The organism is Corallococcus sp. AB049A (genome assembly GCF_003668885.1).
In the GTDB taxonomy this organism is placed as follows: domain Bacteria; phylum Myxococcota; class Myxococcia; order Myxococcales; family Myxococcaceae; genus Corallococcus; species Corallococcus interemptor.
The window spans coordinates 1-14,067 of the sequence record NZ_RAWL01000223.1 but is presented as its reverse complement, the minus strand read 5'-3'; the positions used below and the strand labels follow the sequence as shown (position 1 = coordinate 14,067).

The 14,067-nt window shown below is 70.1% G+C and carries 13 protein-coding genes; 3 read left to right on the top strand and 10 right to left on the bottom strand.

Features of this window, described 5'->3' with window-relative positions; translation table 11 throughout:
* The 6 genes from D7X55_RS23040 to D7X55_RS23015 form a co-directional block, all read right to left on the bottom strand.
* Positions 1 to 1,204, bottom strand: a 1,204-nt coding sequence (locus D7X55_RS23040; protein WP_233610007.1) for an AmpG family muropeptide MFS transporter, incomplete at its 3' end; no start/stop codon positions are given.
* A gap of 138 nt (positions 1,205 to 1,342) precedes the next feature.
* Positions 1,343 to 2,308, bottom strand: a complete 966-nt coding sequence (locus tag D7X55_RS23035; protein WP_199747090.1) for a hypothetical protein — start codon at positions 2,306 to 2,308, stop codon at positions 1,343 to 1,345.
* A gap of 11 nt (positions 2,309 to 2,319) precedes the next feature.
* Positions 2,320 to 3,963 (bottom strand): caspase domain-containing protein, encoded by a 1,644-nt coding sequence (locus tag D7X55_RS23030; RefSeq protein ID WP_407921781.1) that lies wholly within the window; start codon positions 3,961 to 3,963, stop codon positions 2,320 to 2,322.
* Positions 3,960 to 4,748 (bottom strand): DUF4384 domain-containing protein, encoded by a 789-nt coding sequence (locus D7X55_RS23025; protein WP_121724198.1) that lies wholly within the window; start codon positions 4,746 to 4,748, stop codon positions 3,960 to 3,962. The genes D7X55_RS23030 and D7X55_RS23025 overlap by 4 nt, the downstream gene beginning before the upstream one ends.
* Positions 4,745 to 5,287, bottom strand: a complete 543-nt coding sequence (locus D7X55_RS23020) for an RNA polymerase sigma factor (protein WP_233610006.1) — start codon at positions 5,285 to 5,287, stop codon at positions 4,745 to 4,747. Before D7X55_RS23020 ends, D7X55_RS23025 begins: the two co-directional genes overlap by 4 nt.
* A gap of 28 nt (positions 5,288 to 5,315) precedes the next feature.
* Positions 5,316 to 6,314 (bottom strand): hypothetical protein, encoded by a 999-nt coding sequence (locus D7X55_RS23015; RefSeq protein WP_121724197.1) that lies wholly within the window; start codon positions 6,312 to 6,314, stop codon positions 5,316 to 5,318.
* A gap of 243 nt (positions 6,315 to 6,557) precedes the next feature.
* On the opposite strand from D7X55_RS23015, the gene D7X55_RS23010 reads away from it, so the two are divergent.
* Positions 6,558 to 7,382, top strand: coding sequence for a nucleotidyltransferase (locus D7X55_RS23010; RefSeq protein WP_120552415.1), 825 nt, complete (start codon positions 6,558 to 6,560; stop codon positions 7,380 to 7,382).
* The gene (locus tag D7X55_RS23005; protein WP_120552423.1) at positions 7,366 to 8,070 is read left to right on the top strand and encodes a metallophosphoesterase; all 705 of its coding nucleotides are present in this window, start codon (positions 7,366 to 7,368) and stop codon (positions 8,068 to 8,070) included. Before D7X55_RS23010 ends, D7X55_RS23005 begins: the two co-directional genes overlap by 17 nt.
* Here the strand turns inward: D7X55_RS23005 and D7X55_RS23000 are convergent.
* From D7X55_RS23000 to D7X55_RS22985, 4 genes are read right to left on the bottom strand one after another with little or no spacing between them, the layout of a single operon-like run.
* Positions 8,067 to 9,515: a DUF4340 domain-containing protein gene (locus D7X55_RS23000; protein ID WP_121724196.1), complete on the bottom strand. Its 1,449-nt coding sequence runs from the start codon at positions 9,513 to 9,515 to the stop codon at positions 8,067 to 8,069. The two genes, D7X55_RS23005 and D7X55_RS23000, sit on opposite strands and share 4 nt — an antisense overlap.
* The gene (locus tag D7X55_RS22995; protein ID WP_121724195.1) at positions 9,512 to 11,065 is read right to left on the bottom strand and encodes a GldG family protein; all 1,554 of its coding nucleotides are present in this window, start codon (positions 11,063 to 11,065) and stop codon (positions 9,512 to 9,514) included. The genes D7X55_RS23000 and D7X55_RS22995 overlap by 4 nt, the downstream gene beginning before the upstream one ends.
* Before the next feature lie 2 nt (positions 11,066 to 11,067).
* On the bottom strand, positions 11,068 to 11,871 hold the full coding sequence (locus D7X55_RS22990) for an ABC transporter permease (RefSeq protein WP_120552418.1): 804 nt from the start codon (positions 11,869 to 11,871) through the stop codon (positions 11,068 to 11,070).
* Between the two features lie 18 nt (positions 11,872 to 11,889).
* Complete coding sequence (locus D7X55_RS22985; RefSeq protein ID WP_199747088.1) at positions 11,890 to 12,633, bottom strand: ABC transporter ATP-binding protein; 744 nt, start codon at positions 12,631 to 12,633, stop codon at positions 11,890 to 11,892.
* 42 nt (positions 12,634 to 12,675) lie between these two features.
* Here D7X55_RS22985 and D7X55_RS22980 point away from each other — a divergent pair, with 42 nt between their 5' ends.
* A complete protein-coding gene (locus D7X55_RS22980) occupies positions 12,676 to 13,869 on the top strand; it encodes an aspartate kinase (protein WP_120552419.1) in 1,194 nt (397 codons plus the stop codon).
* Positions 13,870 to 14,067: the final 198 nt, after the last annotated feature.

The following is a 14,067-nucleotide window of genomic DNA, read 5'->3' as shown; positions in this document are numbered from 1 at the left end:
CGTCTTCCTGGGGCTGGGCGGCGTGCTCCGGCAGGAACACCAGCAGCACCAGCGCGGGGATGGCCGCCGCGGCGGTGAAGGCGAAGAAGCCAGGCCAGCCCATCCACTCGGCCAGGTAGCCGGACACGGAGCCGATGAGCCGGTTGGCGATGGTGCCCAGCGCGGACAGGAGCGCGTACTGCGTGGCGCTGAAGCTCTTGTGGCACAGCGACATCACGAAGGCCGCGAACGCGGTGACGCCCAGGCCCGTGCACACGTTGTCCACGGCGATGGTGCCCGCGAGCATCAGGTCGTTCTTGCCCACCATCGCCAGGGCCATGAAGGCCAGGTTGGTGATGCCCTGCGCGGCGCCGAAGATGAACAGCGCGCGGCGCATGCTGAGCTTCACCATCATCACGCCGCCCAGCAGGCCTCCGCAGATGGTGGCCACCATGCCCAGCGTCTTGCTGAGCGCGCCAATCTCCGTGTTGGAGAAACCCAGCTCGATGTAGAAGGGCGTCACCATGCTGGCGGCGATGCCATCCCCCAGCTTGTAGAGCACCAGGAACGCCAGCACGCCAAGGGCGTACTTGCGGCGGAAGTAGTCCACGAAGGGCCGCACCACGGCATCCACCAGGTTGCGCGGAGGCCGCACGCTCTCGGGCTCCGGCGCCAGCAGCGTGGCCACCACGCCCACGCCCATGAGCAGGCCCATCACGTAGTACGTGTGGGACCAGCCCAGGTGGTCCGACAGGACGAACGCGAGCCCGCCCGCCACCAGCATGCCCATCCGGTAGCCGGTGACGTACATCGAATTGCCCAGACCGCGCTCCTCCATGGGGAGGATGTCCGTGCGCCACGCGTCCGCGACGATGTCCTGGCTGGCCGACAGGAACGTCACCACCACCGCCATGCAGGCCATGGCCAGGGGCGTGTCCTTCGGGTTCACCAGTCCCATGGCGGAGATGGCGCCCATGAGCAGCACCTGCGTGAGCAACATCCAGCCGCGCCGCCGGCCCAGGAAGGGCAGGGTGTAGCGGTCCATCAGCGGCGCCCACAGCACCTTGAAGGTGTAGGGCAGCGCCACCAGGCTGAAGATGCCAATCGTCTTGAGGTTGACCCCCTCGTTCTTCATCCACGCGGACAGCGTGACGCCGGTCAGCCACAGGGGGAGGCCGGACGCGAAGCCGACGGCCATCAGGAGCCAGATACGACGGCTCTTCAAGACGGTGAGAAGCGAGGAGTTGGGCATGGGGGCGCGGGAAACAGCCGCCAGCATAGAGAATCCACCCCGCGCGTCACCTTCCTCGGGGCAGGGACTGTCCGCCCGGCTGCTGTCCGGCCCTGAGTTCTGGCGGCTTCTTCAGGGCACCAGGTCCAGCGCGGACACGTCCGGGCAGGTGCTGCGGTTGCCCTCGGTGGGGTTGAGGAAGTCCCAGTTGCGCTGCATGAAGGTGATGCGCGTCCCGGCGTCCCAGCACTCCGTGTACTGCGCGCCCTTCGCGTCCCCGGCCAGGATGTTGAGCACCAGCACGCCCCGGCCATCCGGCGTCCAGCGCGCCACGATGTCCAGCGTCTCCGTGAGGTTGCCGGGCACGAAGTCCACCCCCGGCAGCCGGAACGCCATCTCCCCCAGCCCCTCTGGCGTCTGACGCGACGCATAGCGCGTGTCCGGGGTGGCGGCGCCCGCGGCGGTGAAGAGCAGCTCCACGCTCGTGGGCAGCGCCTTCGTCTGGTAGTCGATGTCCAGCCGGTCCAGGGCCATCGCGTCGCCCGTTTTCAGGCCGTGCGCGCGGGCCTCCTTGAGGTCCAGCGCGAGCGTGCCCGTGCCCTTGCGGATGCCGCCGTCCGCCTTGAAGGTGCCGGGCAGGTAGGTCCACCACGCGTCCTCGCCGCTGCCCTTGGGCCGGAACTGGAGGAGGTAGGCGAAGTCCGCGTCCTGGCGCTCCATCACGAAGCGCAGCTCCTGGCCCGGGTGGTCCTTCGCGGGGAAGGGGCCCCAGATGCGCCGGTCCGTTTCGCGCGTGGAGGGCCGCGCGTCGCGGACCAGCTCCAACAGGGAGAGCAGGCGGTCCACGCTGGTGTTGAACCGCGTGCCTGCTTGATAGGCCTGGAGCGCGAGCTCCGACGTGCCGCCCAGCACCTGCGACGCGCTCAGCCGCTGGACGTTCGTGCCCAGGCCCTGTCCGGCGCGGGCGCTGTCCGGCAGCTTCGCGGCCAGGTCCTCGCGCTGGGGCAGGGCGTTCTGGAACTCCAGGTCGTCGTTGGAGAAGTCTCCGCCGCACGCGACCGCGAGGAGGCAGGGGAGGGCCAGGGCCAGGTTTCGCATCACGGGCTCCCTCATGGCTGGTACGTGAGGAGCGCGGCCAGCTCCCAGAACCCCAGGGAGCGCTGCGCGTCGACGGTGTATTGGAGGTACTGCAGGCGGGTGCGCGCGGTGAGGTTCAGGTGGCGCGTGAGCTGGAAGCGCGCGCCCGTCGCGAGGCCCGGGGACACCATGGCGAAGCGCTGATCCGGGAACGCTCCGTCATCGAACTTGCGGCCCATGATGAGGTACGCGACGCGCACGCCCACGAACGGAGCGACGCGGCCCACGGGCCACTCGGCGGTGAGGCTGGTGCCCACGTTCACCACGGAGTAGCGGTACGCCGGGCCCTCCAGCGTGGACAGCGTGAGCACGCTGTTCGTGCCGCCCACCGCCGCGTCGAAGCCCCAGACCCAGTCGCGGCGGAAGTAGTCGTGCAGCTCGGCCTCCGCGCCGAAGAGCGGGACGGAGAGGAACAGGGACTGGCGCGTCTGGGGGTCGAAGAAGGACTGGAAGCCGCCGGTGAGGCCGAACGCCCACCAGGCGCCCCGGTCCCTCATGGCGCCCTTCACCGGGTCGTCGGAGAAGGGCGCGTCCTTGAAGCGCGGCTCCTGGAGGATGGTGGTCCGTCCGCGCGCGACCTCCACCTCGCCGATGCGCAGCCGGTCGCTGAGGCGGCGCTTCACGCGGTAGGTGCCGGGGGCCAGCGCCACGCGGCGCTCGGCGTCCACGGCCTTGTCCAGCTCCGCGACCACGAGGCCTGCCGGATCCACGAAGTAGTACGAGCCCGCGGGCGCGTTGCCGGGGACGACCAGGCCTTCGGCGCTGGCGCGCAGGTCGGTGAGGACCAGGTCGCCGTTGCCGGCCAGGTCGTAGCTGAACGTCGGGTGCTGGGGGCCGGCGCTGCTGTCGGCGGTGTCCGCGACGGTGCGGGCATAGGCGTGCGAATACGCTTCGAAGAGCGTCACGCGCCCGTCGCCGCTGCGGTCCGCGTCTCCCAGGAGGCCGCTGGCCAGGTGATGGGAGAAGTAGCTGCCGCCCAGCGCGTCGGATTCCTGGGAGTCCTCGTCCGCGGCGCTGGAGGTGAGGATGACGACGCCCCGGGCATCGCGGGCGGCGCCGGACTCCACGTCGAAGGCGGGGGCCTTGCGGGCGCCCTTGGTGCGGGTGAGCGCGCCGGAGCGGCACGAGTCGAGGATGGCGATGCGGATGTCCACGGGCGCATCAGCCAGCCGGCGCTTGAGCGCGTCGAAGGCGAGCCGCGAGTCGCCCAGCCGCAGCGCGCCGTCCTTCGCGTGGCCGGAGTAATAGACGAACAGCGCGGTGCGCTCGCCGCGAGCCTGGGCCGCGCGGGCCCGCTGCTCCAGATCCGACAGGGCGAGGAGGAAGTCCTTCGCGTCGTCGTCCAGCAGGAGCTTCGCGTCCGCCGGGGACACACCGCCCAGCCGCGTGAGCAGGTCGTGCATCTTGCGCGCATCGTCGCGCGCGTAGCTCAAGGGCCGCGTATCCGCGCCACCCGTGTCGTTGCCCGCGATGAGCGCGAAGCGGTGCAGCGTGTCCGCGTGCGCGGCGGTGGAGGCCAGGACGAGCGCGGGAATTGACGCACGCATCGCCGTGGCCAGGGCCCGTGCCCAGGCCGCCACGGGGGCGAGTCCCTGTTTCACGGGGCCGTCGCTCATGGCTTCAGCAACACCCACTGCGTCTGCGCGCCCGGCACGTCCAGCGGGGCCATTCGCGTGACGTCCCGGCCCGCCGCGGTGAAGGCCTTCCGGGCCGCGTCACCCAGCGCATCCATGGACACGGGCGCGTCCGTGAGCACCAGCACCACGCGCTCCGCGCCCGCGCCGGTGAACTCCACGCTCTCCGGCAGCCAGTGCTGCCCCACGCCCGGCTCCACCGCGAGGCTGTCTCCGGACTCCGGATACAGCGGCGTCACCTCACCCTGCGCATCCACCGACAGCGCCGCCACGTAACGGTACGCGTCCGCCGTGTAGCCCAGCCGCACGCGCTCGCCGGGTTGCAGTGCCTCCGGCGCGTCGGTGCTCGCCACGCGCTGCGGATCCACGCCTCCACCGATGCGCAGCTCCGCCCCCGCGCCGCCCTTGAGGCGATTGCCCGCGACGGGCGGCTGGCGCGGATCCGTCCTGCCACCGGTCTCCAGCAGCGGGCGCGCCAGCACCAGCACCACCACGGACGCCGCCACCGCCATCAGCGGCCGGACCCACCGCGCCTGCGTCCTGGACTCCGTGGACGCCTGCCTCGCGCGGGCCCGCTCCACGCCGGCCTCGAACTTCTCGAAGGGCACCTCCGCCTCGAAGGCGGCCTGCGCGTCCGCGAAGGACCTCAGCGTCGCGCCACACGCGTCACAAGCCTCCGCGTGCCCGCGGACGCGGTTCGCCTCGGGGGCGGGAAGCTCGCCAGCGTGCAGGCGGCGCAATGTCCAGCTCGACTCGTGCGCGCTCATCGGACGCTCAGCTCCTCTCCACCCAGCTCCGCGAAATGCTCCAGCCGCTTTCTCACCGTGGGCACCGAACGCCCCAGCGCCGCGGCCACCTCTTCCAGCGTCATCCCGTCCACGTGGTAGTGGATCGCCGCCGCCTGCGTCTCCGCGTCCACCCGGGCCAGCAGCTTGCGCACCAGGTCTCGCGTCTCCATCGCCTCCGCGCCACCGTGGCCCTCGGAACGGGCCGCCTCGTCCCGCGCGAACCACTTCCTCCACGCCGCCCCTTCCGAGCGCAGCTGGTTGAGGCAGTGGTGCGTGGCGATCTTCATCAGCCACGTCAGCGGAGACGCCTCCGCCCGGAAGGAGTCCCCGTGCACGAGCGCCCGGGCGAAGACGTCCTGCATCGCGTCCTCCGCCCGGCTCGCGTCCTTCAGCAGATAGCGGCAGCGCTCACGCACGCTGCCGCCGTACTTCACATACAGCTCGCGCAGGACGGCCCGCCGGTCCTCGTTGGGTCGAGGGGGCACCACCTTCAGGGCCAGTGGGGTCGGTCCGGTCACGCGCGGCGCAAGCCTACCGCGACCTGCCTCACAGCGACGAGTACGACGCCGCCGTGAACCCGGCGCAGCCGGTCTGCGCGTCGCCGTAGCCCTGGCCCGGGAACAGGTTGATCTCCAGGTAGGTGCTGAGGAAGTTCGTGTCCCAGCACTCGTTCACCTTCAGCTCGGCCGCCAGGTCGCCCCCGGTCGCCTTCACGTCCGCGCGCCCCGCGCCCGTCGCCGTCCAGCGGCTCTTGATGCTCACGTTCTCCAGCTTCGCGGCCTGCGGGTCGTTGTCGTTGATGTCCTGGAGCGTCGCGAACTCGAACTCGCCGCCCGCCGACGGGGTCGTCTTGTAGTGGTACTTGCCGTCCACGCGCTTCGTGGGGTCCTTGTCGTCGCGCACCTGGTGGAAGTCCGCGTCCACCGTGGCGTCCGCCGTGGCGCTCGGCCGCGCGTAGCGGATCTCCACCGTGCCCACGTGGTCATCCGCGTCCGGCAGCGTGTGGGCGGCGTCCCAGTCGATGAAGAGTTCCCCCGAGCCGAACCCGCGCTGCCGCTCGCCGTCCGCGTTCACCGCGACCTGCTGCGTGCCGGACAGCACCGCCCGGAACGCGCTGTCCTCCTCCGTCTTCCCCTTGCCCTCCAGCACCCAGGAGAACGACGCCTCACCGGACTTCGTCACCGTCAGCCGCCACGTGATGGGGCTCAGCGCCTCCGTGGCCGGACCCCACACCGCCTTGTTCTCCTCCAGCGTCGTGGGCGGGTACTTCGTAATCCGCTCGATGAGGCCGAGCACCCACGCCGTGCCGGTGTTCACCGACACCGTGGCGTCCACCGTCACCTGGTAATAGCCGGACTTCTGTCCCTGGCCGAACATCGCGGACGGCCCCGCGGCCGTCAGACCCTGCCCCTTCGCCTGGGGCGCCTTCACCTGCACCTGCTCCTTGGAGGGAAGGCCGTCGCGGAACTTCGCGTCGCCGGAGTCGGCGTCGTTGCAGCCAGCAGCCAGCAGCAGGGAGGCACACAGCAAGCTCTTGCGCAGCATGGTCGGGTGTCCTTTCAGGGCCCGTGTCGCGCGGGCCGTGCGGCAGTGAATTCGCCCCTATGGACACAGGCCGGCCCAAAAACAGAAAAAGCGCTCGCTTGAAGTGGAAAAGGGCAGTGAAACCACGCGCTTGGCGTCTGGCCGCCTGCTCTCCGGCCGCCCGCGCCCGCCTGCCCGACGGTTGAAATGGGCCATCCCTACCTTTCGCCCATGGAAAAACGACACCCGAACCATCCCGGGGAGATGGGTACGGACGCCACGCTGGCCGAGCGGGAGCGTGAGCCGGACGAGATCAACGCCCGCGCCAGAGCCGTCGGTCTGCTCCATGAGGCCGGGGTGCCGTTCGTAGTGGGCGGGGCGTACGCCTACGCCACCTATACCGGCATCTACCGTGACACCAAGGACCTGGACCTCTTCCCGCGCAAGCAGGACGCCATCCGCGCCCTGGACGTGCTGGAGAAGGATGGCTGGCGCACGGAGCGTCCGGACGAGGTGTGGCTCTACAAGGCCTACAAGGGCGACTACTTCGTCGACTTCATCTTCTCCTCCGGCAACGGCGTGGCGACGGTGGACGACGAGTGGTTCACCAACGCCAGGAAGGCCACCATCTTCGGCTACGAGTGCCTCATCGCGCCGGCCGAGGAGATGATCTGGTCCAAGGCCTTCGTCACCGAGCGCGAGCGCTACGACGGCGCGGACATCAACCACCTCATCCTCAAGGCGGGGCGGGAGATGGACTGGGACCGCATCCTCCGGCGCTTCGACCGCTACTGGGAGGTGCTGCTCAGCCACCTGATGATGTTCCGCTTCGCGTACCCCAGCGAGCGCGACATCGTGCCCAACTACGTGATGACGGAGCTGATGAGCCGCACGCTCCAGACGGTGCGCGATGGCAGCTGGGAAGAGAAGCTGTGCCGGGGCAACCTGGTGTCCAAGGTGAACTATCACGTGGACATCCACCACTGGGGCTTTGGGGACGGCAGGGCGTGGGACGAACAGGACAGACCCGAGGGGGGAACCCGTGGCGCGAGATCCGAGCTCGAAGATTCGGCTGGCAGCGGTCGGTGACCTGCACTGCCGCGAGGACCAGCACGGGCGCTTCCGTCAGCTGATCAAGCAGGTGAACGCCTCGGCGGACATGCTGCTGCTGTGCGGTGACCTGACGGACCGCGGGATGATTGAAGAGGGCAAGGTGCTGGCCGAGGAACTCTCGGCCTTGCGCGTCCCGTGCGCCGCGGTGCTGGGCAACCACGACTACGAGCACGGGCAGGTGAAGGAGATCTGCTCGGAGCTCTCCAAGGTCGGCGTGCACATCCTCGACGGGGACCACTACATCTTCGAGAAGGTGCTGGGCGTCGCGGGGGTGAAGGGCTTCGGAGGCGGCTTCGGCAACGCGACGTTGCAGGCGTTTGGCGAAGGGCAGACGAAGTCCTTCGTGCAGGAGGCCGTCACGGAGTCCCTCAAGCTGGAGGCCGCGCTCAGCCACCTGGACACGCCCAAGAAGGTCGTGATCATGCACTACGCCCCCATCCCGGAGACGCTGGAGGGGGAGAACATCGAGATCCGTCCCTTCCTGGGGACGAGCCGCCTGTCGATGCCCATTGACCACTACGGCGCGGCCTACGTCTTCCACGGCCACGCGCACCACGGCGCGCTCGAGGGCAAGACGAAGAGCGGCATCCCGGTGTTCAACGTCGCGATGCCGCTGCTCACCAAGTTCACGCCCGAGCAGCGCTTCGCCCTGATGGAGGTCTAGGGAGCCCCGCCGTCCGACGCTTCGGGCGGCGCCTCCTGCAGGTCCGCGGCGCGCGTGGGCAGGTCCGCCACCGCGCCCATGGACACCTCCACCAGGTCCGGCCCGGAGCCCCGCGCGTAGAGCCGGTCCTCCGTGTCCGGCACGGCGTCGCCCAGCCACAGCCGCGCCAGCTCCCGCCCGTCCCCGTCGCGCAGCACGACGCCCCGGGACGCGTCGCTGATGCCGTAGCGCTCCCAGCGCTTCACCTTCGCCTCGCCGAACGCCGCGGCCTTCAGCGACTCCAGCCGTCCCAGCAGCTTCACCACGCGGAAGTGCAGGGCGCGTCCGCCACCGGGGCCCTCCACCTGCCACGCGTCCCCGTTGCCCGCGCCGCGCGTCACCACCACCGGAGCGCCCTTGCCTCCGGGGAGGAACTCCAGTCGCCGCACGTCGTCGCGCGGGAACGACAGCACGCGCCGGTCCTTCAATTCCTGCACGCCCACGTCCAGCGTCGTCAGCGCCCGGGGCTCCACCTCCGCCAGCGTGGACTGAGCGCCCTGTTCCCGCAGCGCATGGACCACGGGCGCACCCTCGCGAGTCACCTGCGCCAGGCGCACGCGGATGGGCTCACCGGAGACAGGGACGAAGCGCGCGTCCACGACTGGCGTGTCCAGGCCCAGGGCCTTGCGCGTGGCGGCGGTGTCCTGCGGGAACGACAGGGCTTGATGGGCCGCGAACGCCTTGAGCAGGTCCGTCAGCCGGCCGGTGTTCGCGCGCGTGGGCTCCGGCTTCTCCATCCGCCACGACTTGCCGTCCGCCTCGCGCGTCAGCGACCAGGCGTGGTCCTTCGCGGTGACTTCGATGGACTGGAGCGCGGTGAGCTCCAGCGGCCCCAGGAACTCCTTGGCGCGCAGCTCGAAGGGGCCCTTGTCCAGCGAGTACCGCACGGCGCCGTCGGCCGCGTACACGGTCGCGTCGCCTTCGCGGCGCACGTAGACGGAGCCGTCGAACGGGTTCTCATCCCCACCGGCCAGCGTCAGGGTGCGCTGCCGGGACGGATCCTCCGCGCCTTCGCCGTTGGCATCCGGGAGGAAGGCCCGCGCCGTCACGGTGAACGCCGGGGACGTGAGCCCGTACTTCTTCAGGTCCGCATCCGTCGGTGACGCGTTCACGGTGGCCTTGAACTTCGCCGAGGTGAGCTGCTGCACCAGGGCCTCCACCGCGTATGGATCCGCCTTCGCCTCCACGGGGGACACGAGCCGCCAGCCCTCCGGCGTCCGCTCCAGCTGCGTGGTGGCGCCGCGAGCCTTCACCGTCAGGTGCGTGAAGACGGGCGCCGGATCCGCACTCCGTTGTGGCCCTGCGGGCTCCGTCGCGAAGATCTTCGGCGGCGCGGGGGGCTTCTCCGCGTCGCGCGAACATCCCGCAGCCAGCAGCCCCAGCAACACGACGGTGGTGGCTCTCACCGGTTCCTCCTCGACAACCAGACGGCGAGCCCCACGCCCAGCAGCGACAGGGGCAGCAGGTCGGTGGACACGAAGCGCAGGGTCCGCATCTGGTCCTCGCTCAGCTCCAGGGTGGACGTCTCACGGTCGGGGGGACGCAGGGTGATCTTCTCCACCTGGTGGGACGCCCAGCCCAGGGCGTTCATCACCAGGTTGCGGTTGGCCTCGTAGCCCCAGTTCGGATCCAGAATCAGCTCCGAGTCGCCCACCACCACCAGCCGGGCCTCGTCGAAGCGCTTGTGCTCCGCAGCGCGCGTGTCGCGGGACGCGGCGGCCACCAGCGTGAGCTGTCCCATCTTCTCGCCGCTGGACGGCGTGGTGTCCTCCAGGGGCCGCGACTCCACCCAGGCATACGGGGAGCTCAGCAGCACGGGCTCCACCGTCACGCCGGGCAGCAGGAAGCCCTCGCGGATGAGGGTGAAGCTGCGCGGCGTGGGCAGCTGCACGTTGAGCCCACGATCCTGCAGCGGGCGCGTGATGGCGTGCTTGCCATAGAAGTTCGACACCAGGACGAACGGGTTGCCCGAGTTGAACTGCGGATCCGCCGCCACGCCTTCATCCACCTGCACGCCGTAGTCCGCGAGGAACAGCCCCAGCCCGTCCTCCGTGTTCGCGTCGGTGAAGTACAGCAGCCGGCCACCTTCACCCAGGTAGCCGCGCAGGGCCGCCACTTCCGGCGCGGTGTAGTCCTGCTTCGCGCCAGCGATGACCACCAGCCCCGCGTCGCGAGGCACCTCCTTGCGGCCCAGCAGGTTGAGCGGTTCGGGGCGGTAGCCCTCGCGCAGCAGCTGGCGCCGCAGCTCCGTCAGCCCGTCTCCCGCCTTCTCCAGGGACCACTCGCCATGGCCTTCGAGGAAGTAGACCTTCTGGGCACCGGTCGCGCCCAGCTGGAGCAGGGCGTTGGTCAGCTCCTGTTCGGCGGGGACGGGCAGGGTGGTGTGGGGCGCGGAGTCGCCCTCGCCGCGCGAGATGACGACCAGCGTCTGTCCGTCCTTGAGCTGGTACTTCGCGGCCAGGGTCGGCTCGCGGCGCGGATCCACGAAGGCGTAGTCGAAGCGCTCCGGCGCCGCCTCGTGGTAGCGCCGGAACAGCTCCTCCAGCTCGCCATAGGACGGATGCGTGGGCGGGACGAGCGCCAGCGCATGGGCCTTCTCCTTCAGCCCCGCCAGCATCTGCACCGTCTGCGGCGCGAGCGAGAAGATGCGCTCCCGCGTCAAGTCCCACCGCTGGTTCTTGCGGAACGCCAGCACGTTGAGCGCCACCAGCACGCCCAGCACGGCCAGCGTGGTGAGCACCGACGACGCCAGGAACCGCCCCGTGCGCCGGGTGCCCGCGCGTCCCAGTTCCTTGCGGTGCGCGGCGAGATAGACCGCGAGCATCGCGGCGCCCAGCACGGCCTTGCCCGCGGCGAGCGCCACGCTGCCGGAGGTGAGGAGCAGCGTGAGGGGACTGGACAACAGGAGCAGCAGGCCGAAGGGCCCCAGCACCCGGGTGACGTGGGTCGCTCTCATGGTCACGCGTAGCGCTGCGCTTCCACCGCGCGGTGGGTGAGCAGCAGCGAGAACAGGATGACGGACGCGAAGAACACCAGCGCCTGCACCTCCAGGACGCCCTGGAGCATCCCCTGCAACTGCGCGTCGAAGGCCAGGTAGGACAGGAACGAGCGCAGCGGCTCCGCGGTGGACTGGGCCACGCCGCGCAGGAGCATCCACGGCAACAGCACGGCGAAGGTGAGGAACGCCGCCAGCATCTGGCTCTCCGTCAGCGCGGAGATGAACAGCCCCACGGCCATGCAGGTCGCGCCCCACAGGAGCACCCCGCTGTAGCCCAGGAGCACCGTGGGCCACTCCAGCGCGGATCCAGAAGGGCCCGAGCCCACGAGCGACAACAGCACCGGGAAGACCAGCGTCAGCCCCAGCGTGATGAAGATGAGGCCCAGGCCGCCCAGGTACTTGCCCAGCACGATGTCCACCGGCCGCACCGGCGTCGTGAGCAGCAGCGCGAACGTCTTCTGGCGCTTCTCCTCCGCGAACAGCCGCATGGACAGGAAGGGCGCGACGAAGAGCGTGAGGATCATCACCACGCCCCACAGCTGCACCACCACGCCGTCGGTGAGGTTGCGGTAGACGATGGAGTCCGGGGGCAGCTTGCTCCAGCCGTGCTCGCGCGCCAGGGACTGCACCTGCTGGAACTGCTCCAGCAGGCTGACGAAGAAGAACGACGAGAGCGCCGCCATCGCGGTGAAGACGGCGTAGGCCCACGGGGTGGTGAAGGCGACGGCCAGCTCCTTGCGGGCAATGGCCAGGGCGGTGCGCATGCGCTTGGGGCTCTCAGTTCAGGCGGCGGTCAGCTTGATGAAGACTTCTTCCAACGACGCATGCTCGGCCTGTCCATGGGACTTCGCCAGCTGGTCGATGGCGTCATGGGCCACCACGCGGCCCTGATGGAGGATGAGGACCTTCTCGCACGTCACCGTCACCTCCGGGAGGATGTGCGTGGACAGCAGCACCGTGTGCTTGCCCGCGAGGCTCCGGATCAACGCCCGCAGGTCCGCGCGCTGCGCGGGGTCCAGGCCTTCCGTGGGTTCATCCAGGATGAGCACCGGCGGTGAACCGATGAGCGCCTGCGCGATGCCCACGCGCTGTTGATAGCCCTTGGACAGGTTCTGGAGCACGCGGCCCATCACGTCGTCGACGCCCGTGAGCCCCGCCACCCGCGCCACCTCCGCCTTCACCGCGCGGCCAGGCACCTGCTTGAGCGCCGCGACGAACGCCAGGTAGCCGTGCACCGTCAGCTCCGGGTACAGCGGCGGCGTCTCCGGCAGATAGCCGATGCGCCGTTTGACCTCCATGGGGTGCGTGGACACGTCGAAGCCCGCCACCTTCGCGCTGCCCTCGGACGGGGGCAGGAAGCCGGTGAGGATCTTCATCGTGGTGGACTTGCCGGCACCGTTGGGTCCCAGGAAGCCGAGCAGCTCGCCCTCACCGACCGTGAAGGACAGGTCCTCGATGGCCACGCGATCGCGATAGCGCCGGGTGAGGTTGCGCACCTCGATGATGGGCTTCTCGGTGATTGGCATGCGCGGGGTCGAACTCTACACTGCCCCGGAAGCGAGGCGTGGATGCCAATCGTGGTGCAGAAGTACGGCGGCTCATCGGTCGCTGACGCGGAGAAGCTCGGCAAGGTCGCGCGCCGCGTGAAAGAGAAGCGGGACGCGGGTTATCAGGTCGTCGTCGTCGTGAGCGCCATGGGCGACACCACGGATGACCTCTTGTCCCTGGCCAAGAGCGTGTCCCAGGACCCGCCCCGGCGTGAGCTGGACATGCTCCTCACCTGCGGCGAGCGCATCTCCATGGCGCTGTTGTCCATGGCGCTCCAGGAGCAGGGCGTGCCGGCCATCAGCTTCACCGGCAGCCAGAGCGGCATCATCACCAACGACGCGCACGCCCAGGCGCGCATCGTGGAGGTGCGGCCCTACCGCATCCAGGACGAGCTGGCGCACGGCAAGGTCGTCATCGTCGCGGGCTACCAGGGCGTCTCCTACAAGAAGGAGGTGACGACGCTGGGACGCGGCGGCTCGGACACCACCGCCGTCGCGCTGGCCGCGGCGCTGGACGCGGAAGCGTGCGAAATCTACTCGGACGTGGACGGTGTCTTCAGCGCGGATCCGCGCGTGGTGCCGGACGCGCGCAAGCTGGAGTCCCTGAGCTACGACGAGATGCAGGAGCTGGCGAGCGCCGGCGCCAAGGTGCTCAACGCCCAGGCGGTGGAGTGGGCCAAGGCGCGCGGCATCACCATCCTCGCGCGCACCGCGCACGGGCAGGGCACCGGCACCAGCGTGCAGGAGCTCGCCGTCCCCACCGACAGCCGCGTCAAGGGCGTGACGGCTGACGCGGAGATGGCCGTGCTCGTCTCCCACGCCAGCGTGCCCCTGCAGGAACTGCTGGAGTTCCTGGACGCCAGGGCCGTCCGGGGCCGCACGCTCGCCCATGACGGGCTGCCGGGCGCGCCGGGACGCACGTTCCTCGCGGTGCCGCTCGCGGACATCCACGGGCCGGAGGCGCTCCAGCGCGAGCTGGCCACGCGCTTCGGCGCGGGCGTGGAATGGCGGGACGGGTGGGGCACCGTCACCTGTGTGGGTGTGGGGCTCAACGCGGACTGGGTGCCGCTGCGCAAGGCGCTGTCCGCCGCCGAGGATTTGTCCGCCCGCGTCCATGCCGTGAGCACCTCGCCCCTCCAGGTGACCCTCCTGGTGGACAAGGCGCACCTGAAGACACTCACGGCCCGGCTGCACCGGGAACTGCTCGGTAGCTGACACGCGCAACGGCCCGCGGGCTCCGTTGATCCGAGGACTTGCGGACCCTCCCTGGGGACAAGCCGACATCCTTCGTCGAACTTTCGTTCCCACGACAGGCACGGCGCTTCCTTCCACGCAGTCGATGCCTACCCTCCGCCCCTGAACACCGTGGAGGGTGGGGCATGTCATACGGGCGGCGTTGGGTGGGGCTGGGGG

Bases quoted from the DNA above. Each gene is read 5' to 3' on its own strand.
- D7X55_RS23015 (WP_121724197.1), bottom strand. From the start codon at position 6,314: ATGCTGCGCAAGAGCTTGCTGTGTGCCTCCCTGCTGCTGGCTGCTGGC.
- D7X55_RS23035 (WP_199747090.1), bottom strand. From the start codon at position 2,308: ATGCGAAACCTGGCCCTGGCCCTCCCCTGCCTCCTCGCGGTCGCGTGC.
- D7X55_RS22980 (WP_120552419.1), top strand. From the start codon at position 12,676: ATGCCAATCGTGGTGCAGAAGTACGGCGGCTCATCGGTCGCTGACGCG.
- D7X55_RS22995 (WP_121724195.1), bottom strand. From the start codon at position 11,065: ATGAGAGCGACCCACGTCACCCGGGTGCTGGGGCCCTTCGGCCTGCTG.
- D7X55_RS23030 (WP_407921781.1), bottom strand. From the start codon at position 3,963: ATGAGCGACGGCCCCGTGAAACAGGGACTCGCCCCCGTGGCGGCCTGG.
- D7X55_RS23010 (WP_120552415.1), top strand. From the start codon at position 6,558: ATGGGTACGGACGCCACGCTGGCCGAGCGGGAGCGTGAGCCGGACGAG.
- D7X55_RS22990 (WP_120552418.1), bottom strand. From the start codon at position 11,871: ATGCGCACCGCCCTGGCCATTGCCCGCAAGGAGCTGGCCGTCGCCTTC.
- D7X55_RS22985 (WP_199747088.1), bottom strand. From the start codon at position 12,633: ATGCCAATCACCGAGAAGCCCATCATCGAGGTGCGCAACCTCACCCGG.
- D7X55_RS23025 (WP_121724198.1), bottom strand. From the start codon at position 4,748: ATGAGCGCGCACGAGTCGAGCTGGACATTGCGCCGCCTGCACGCTGGC.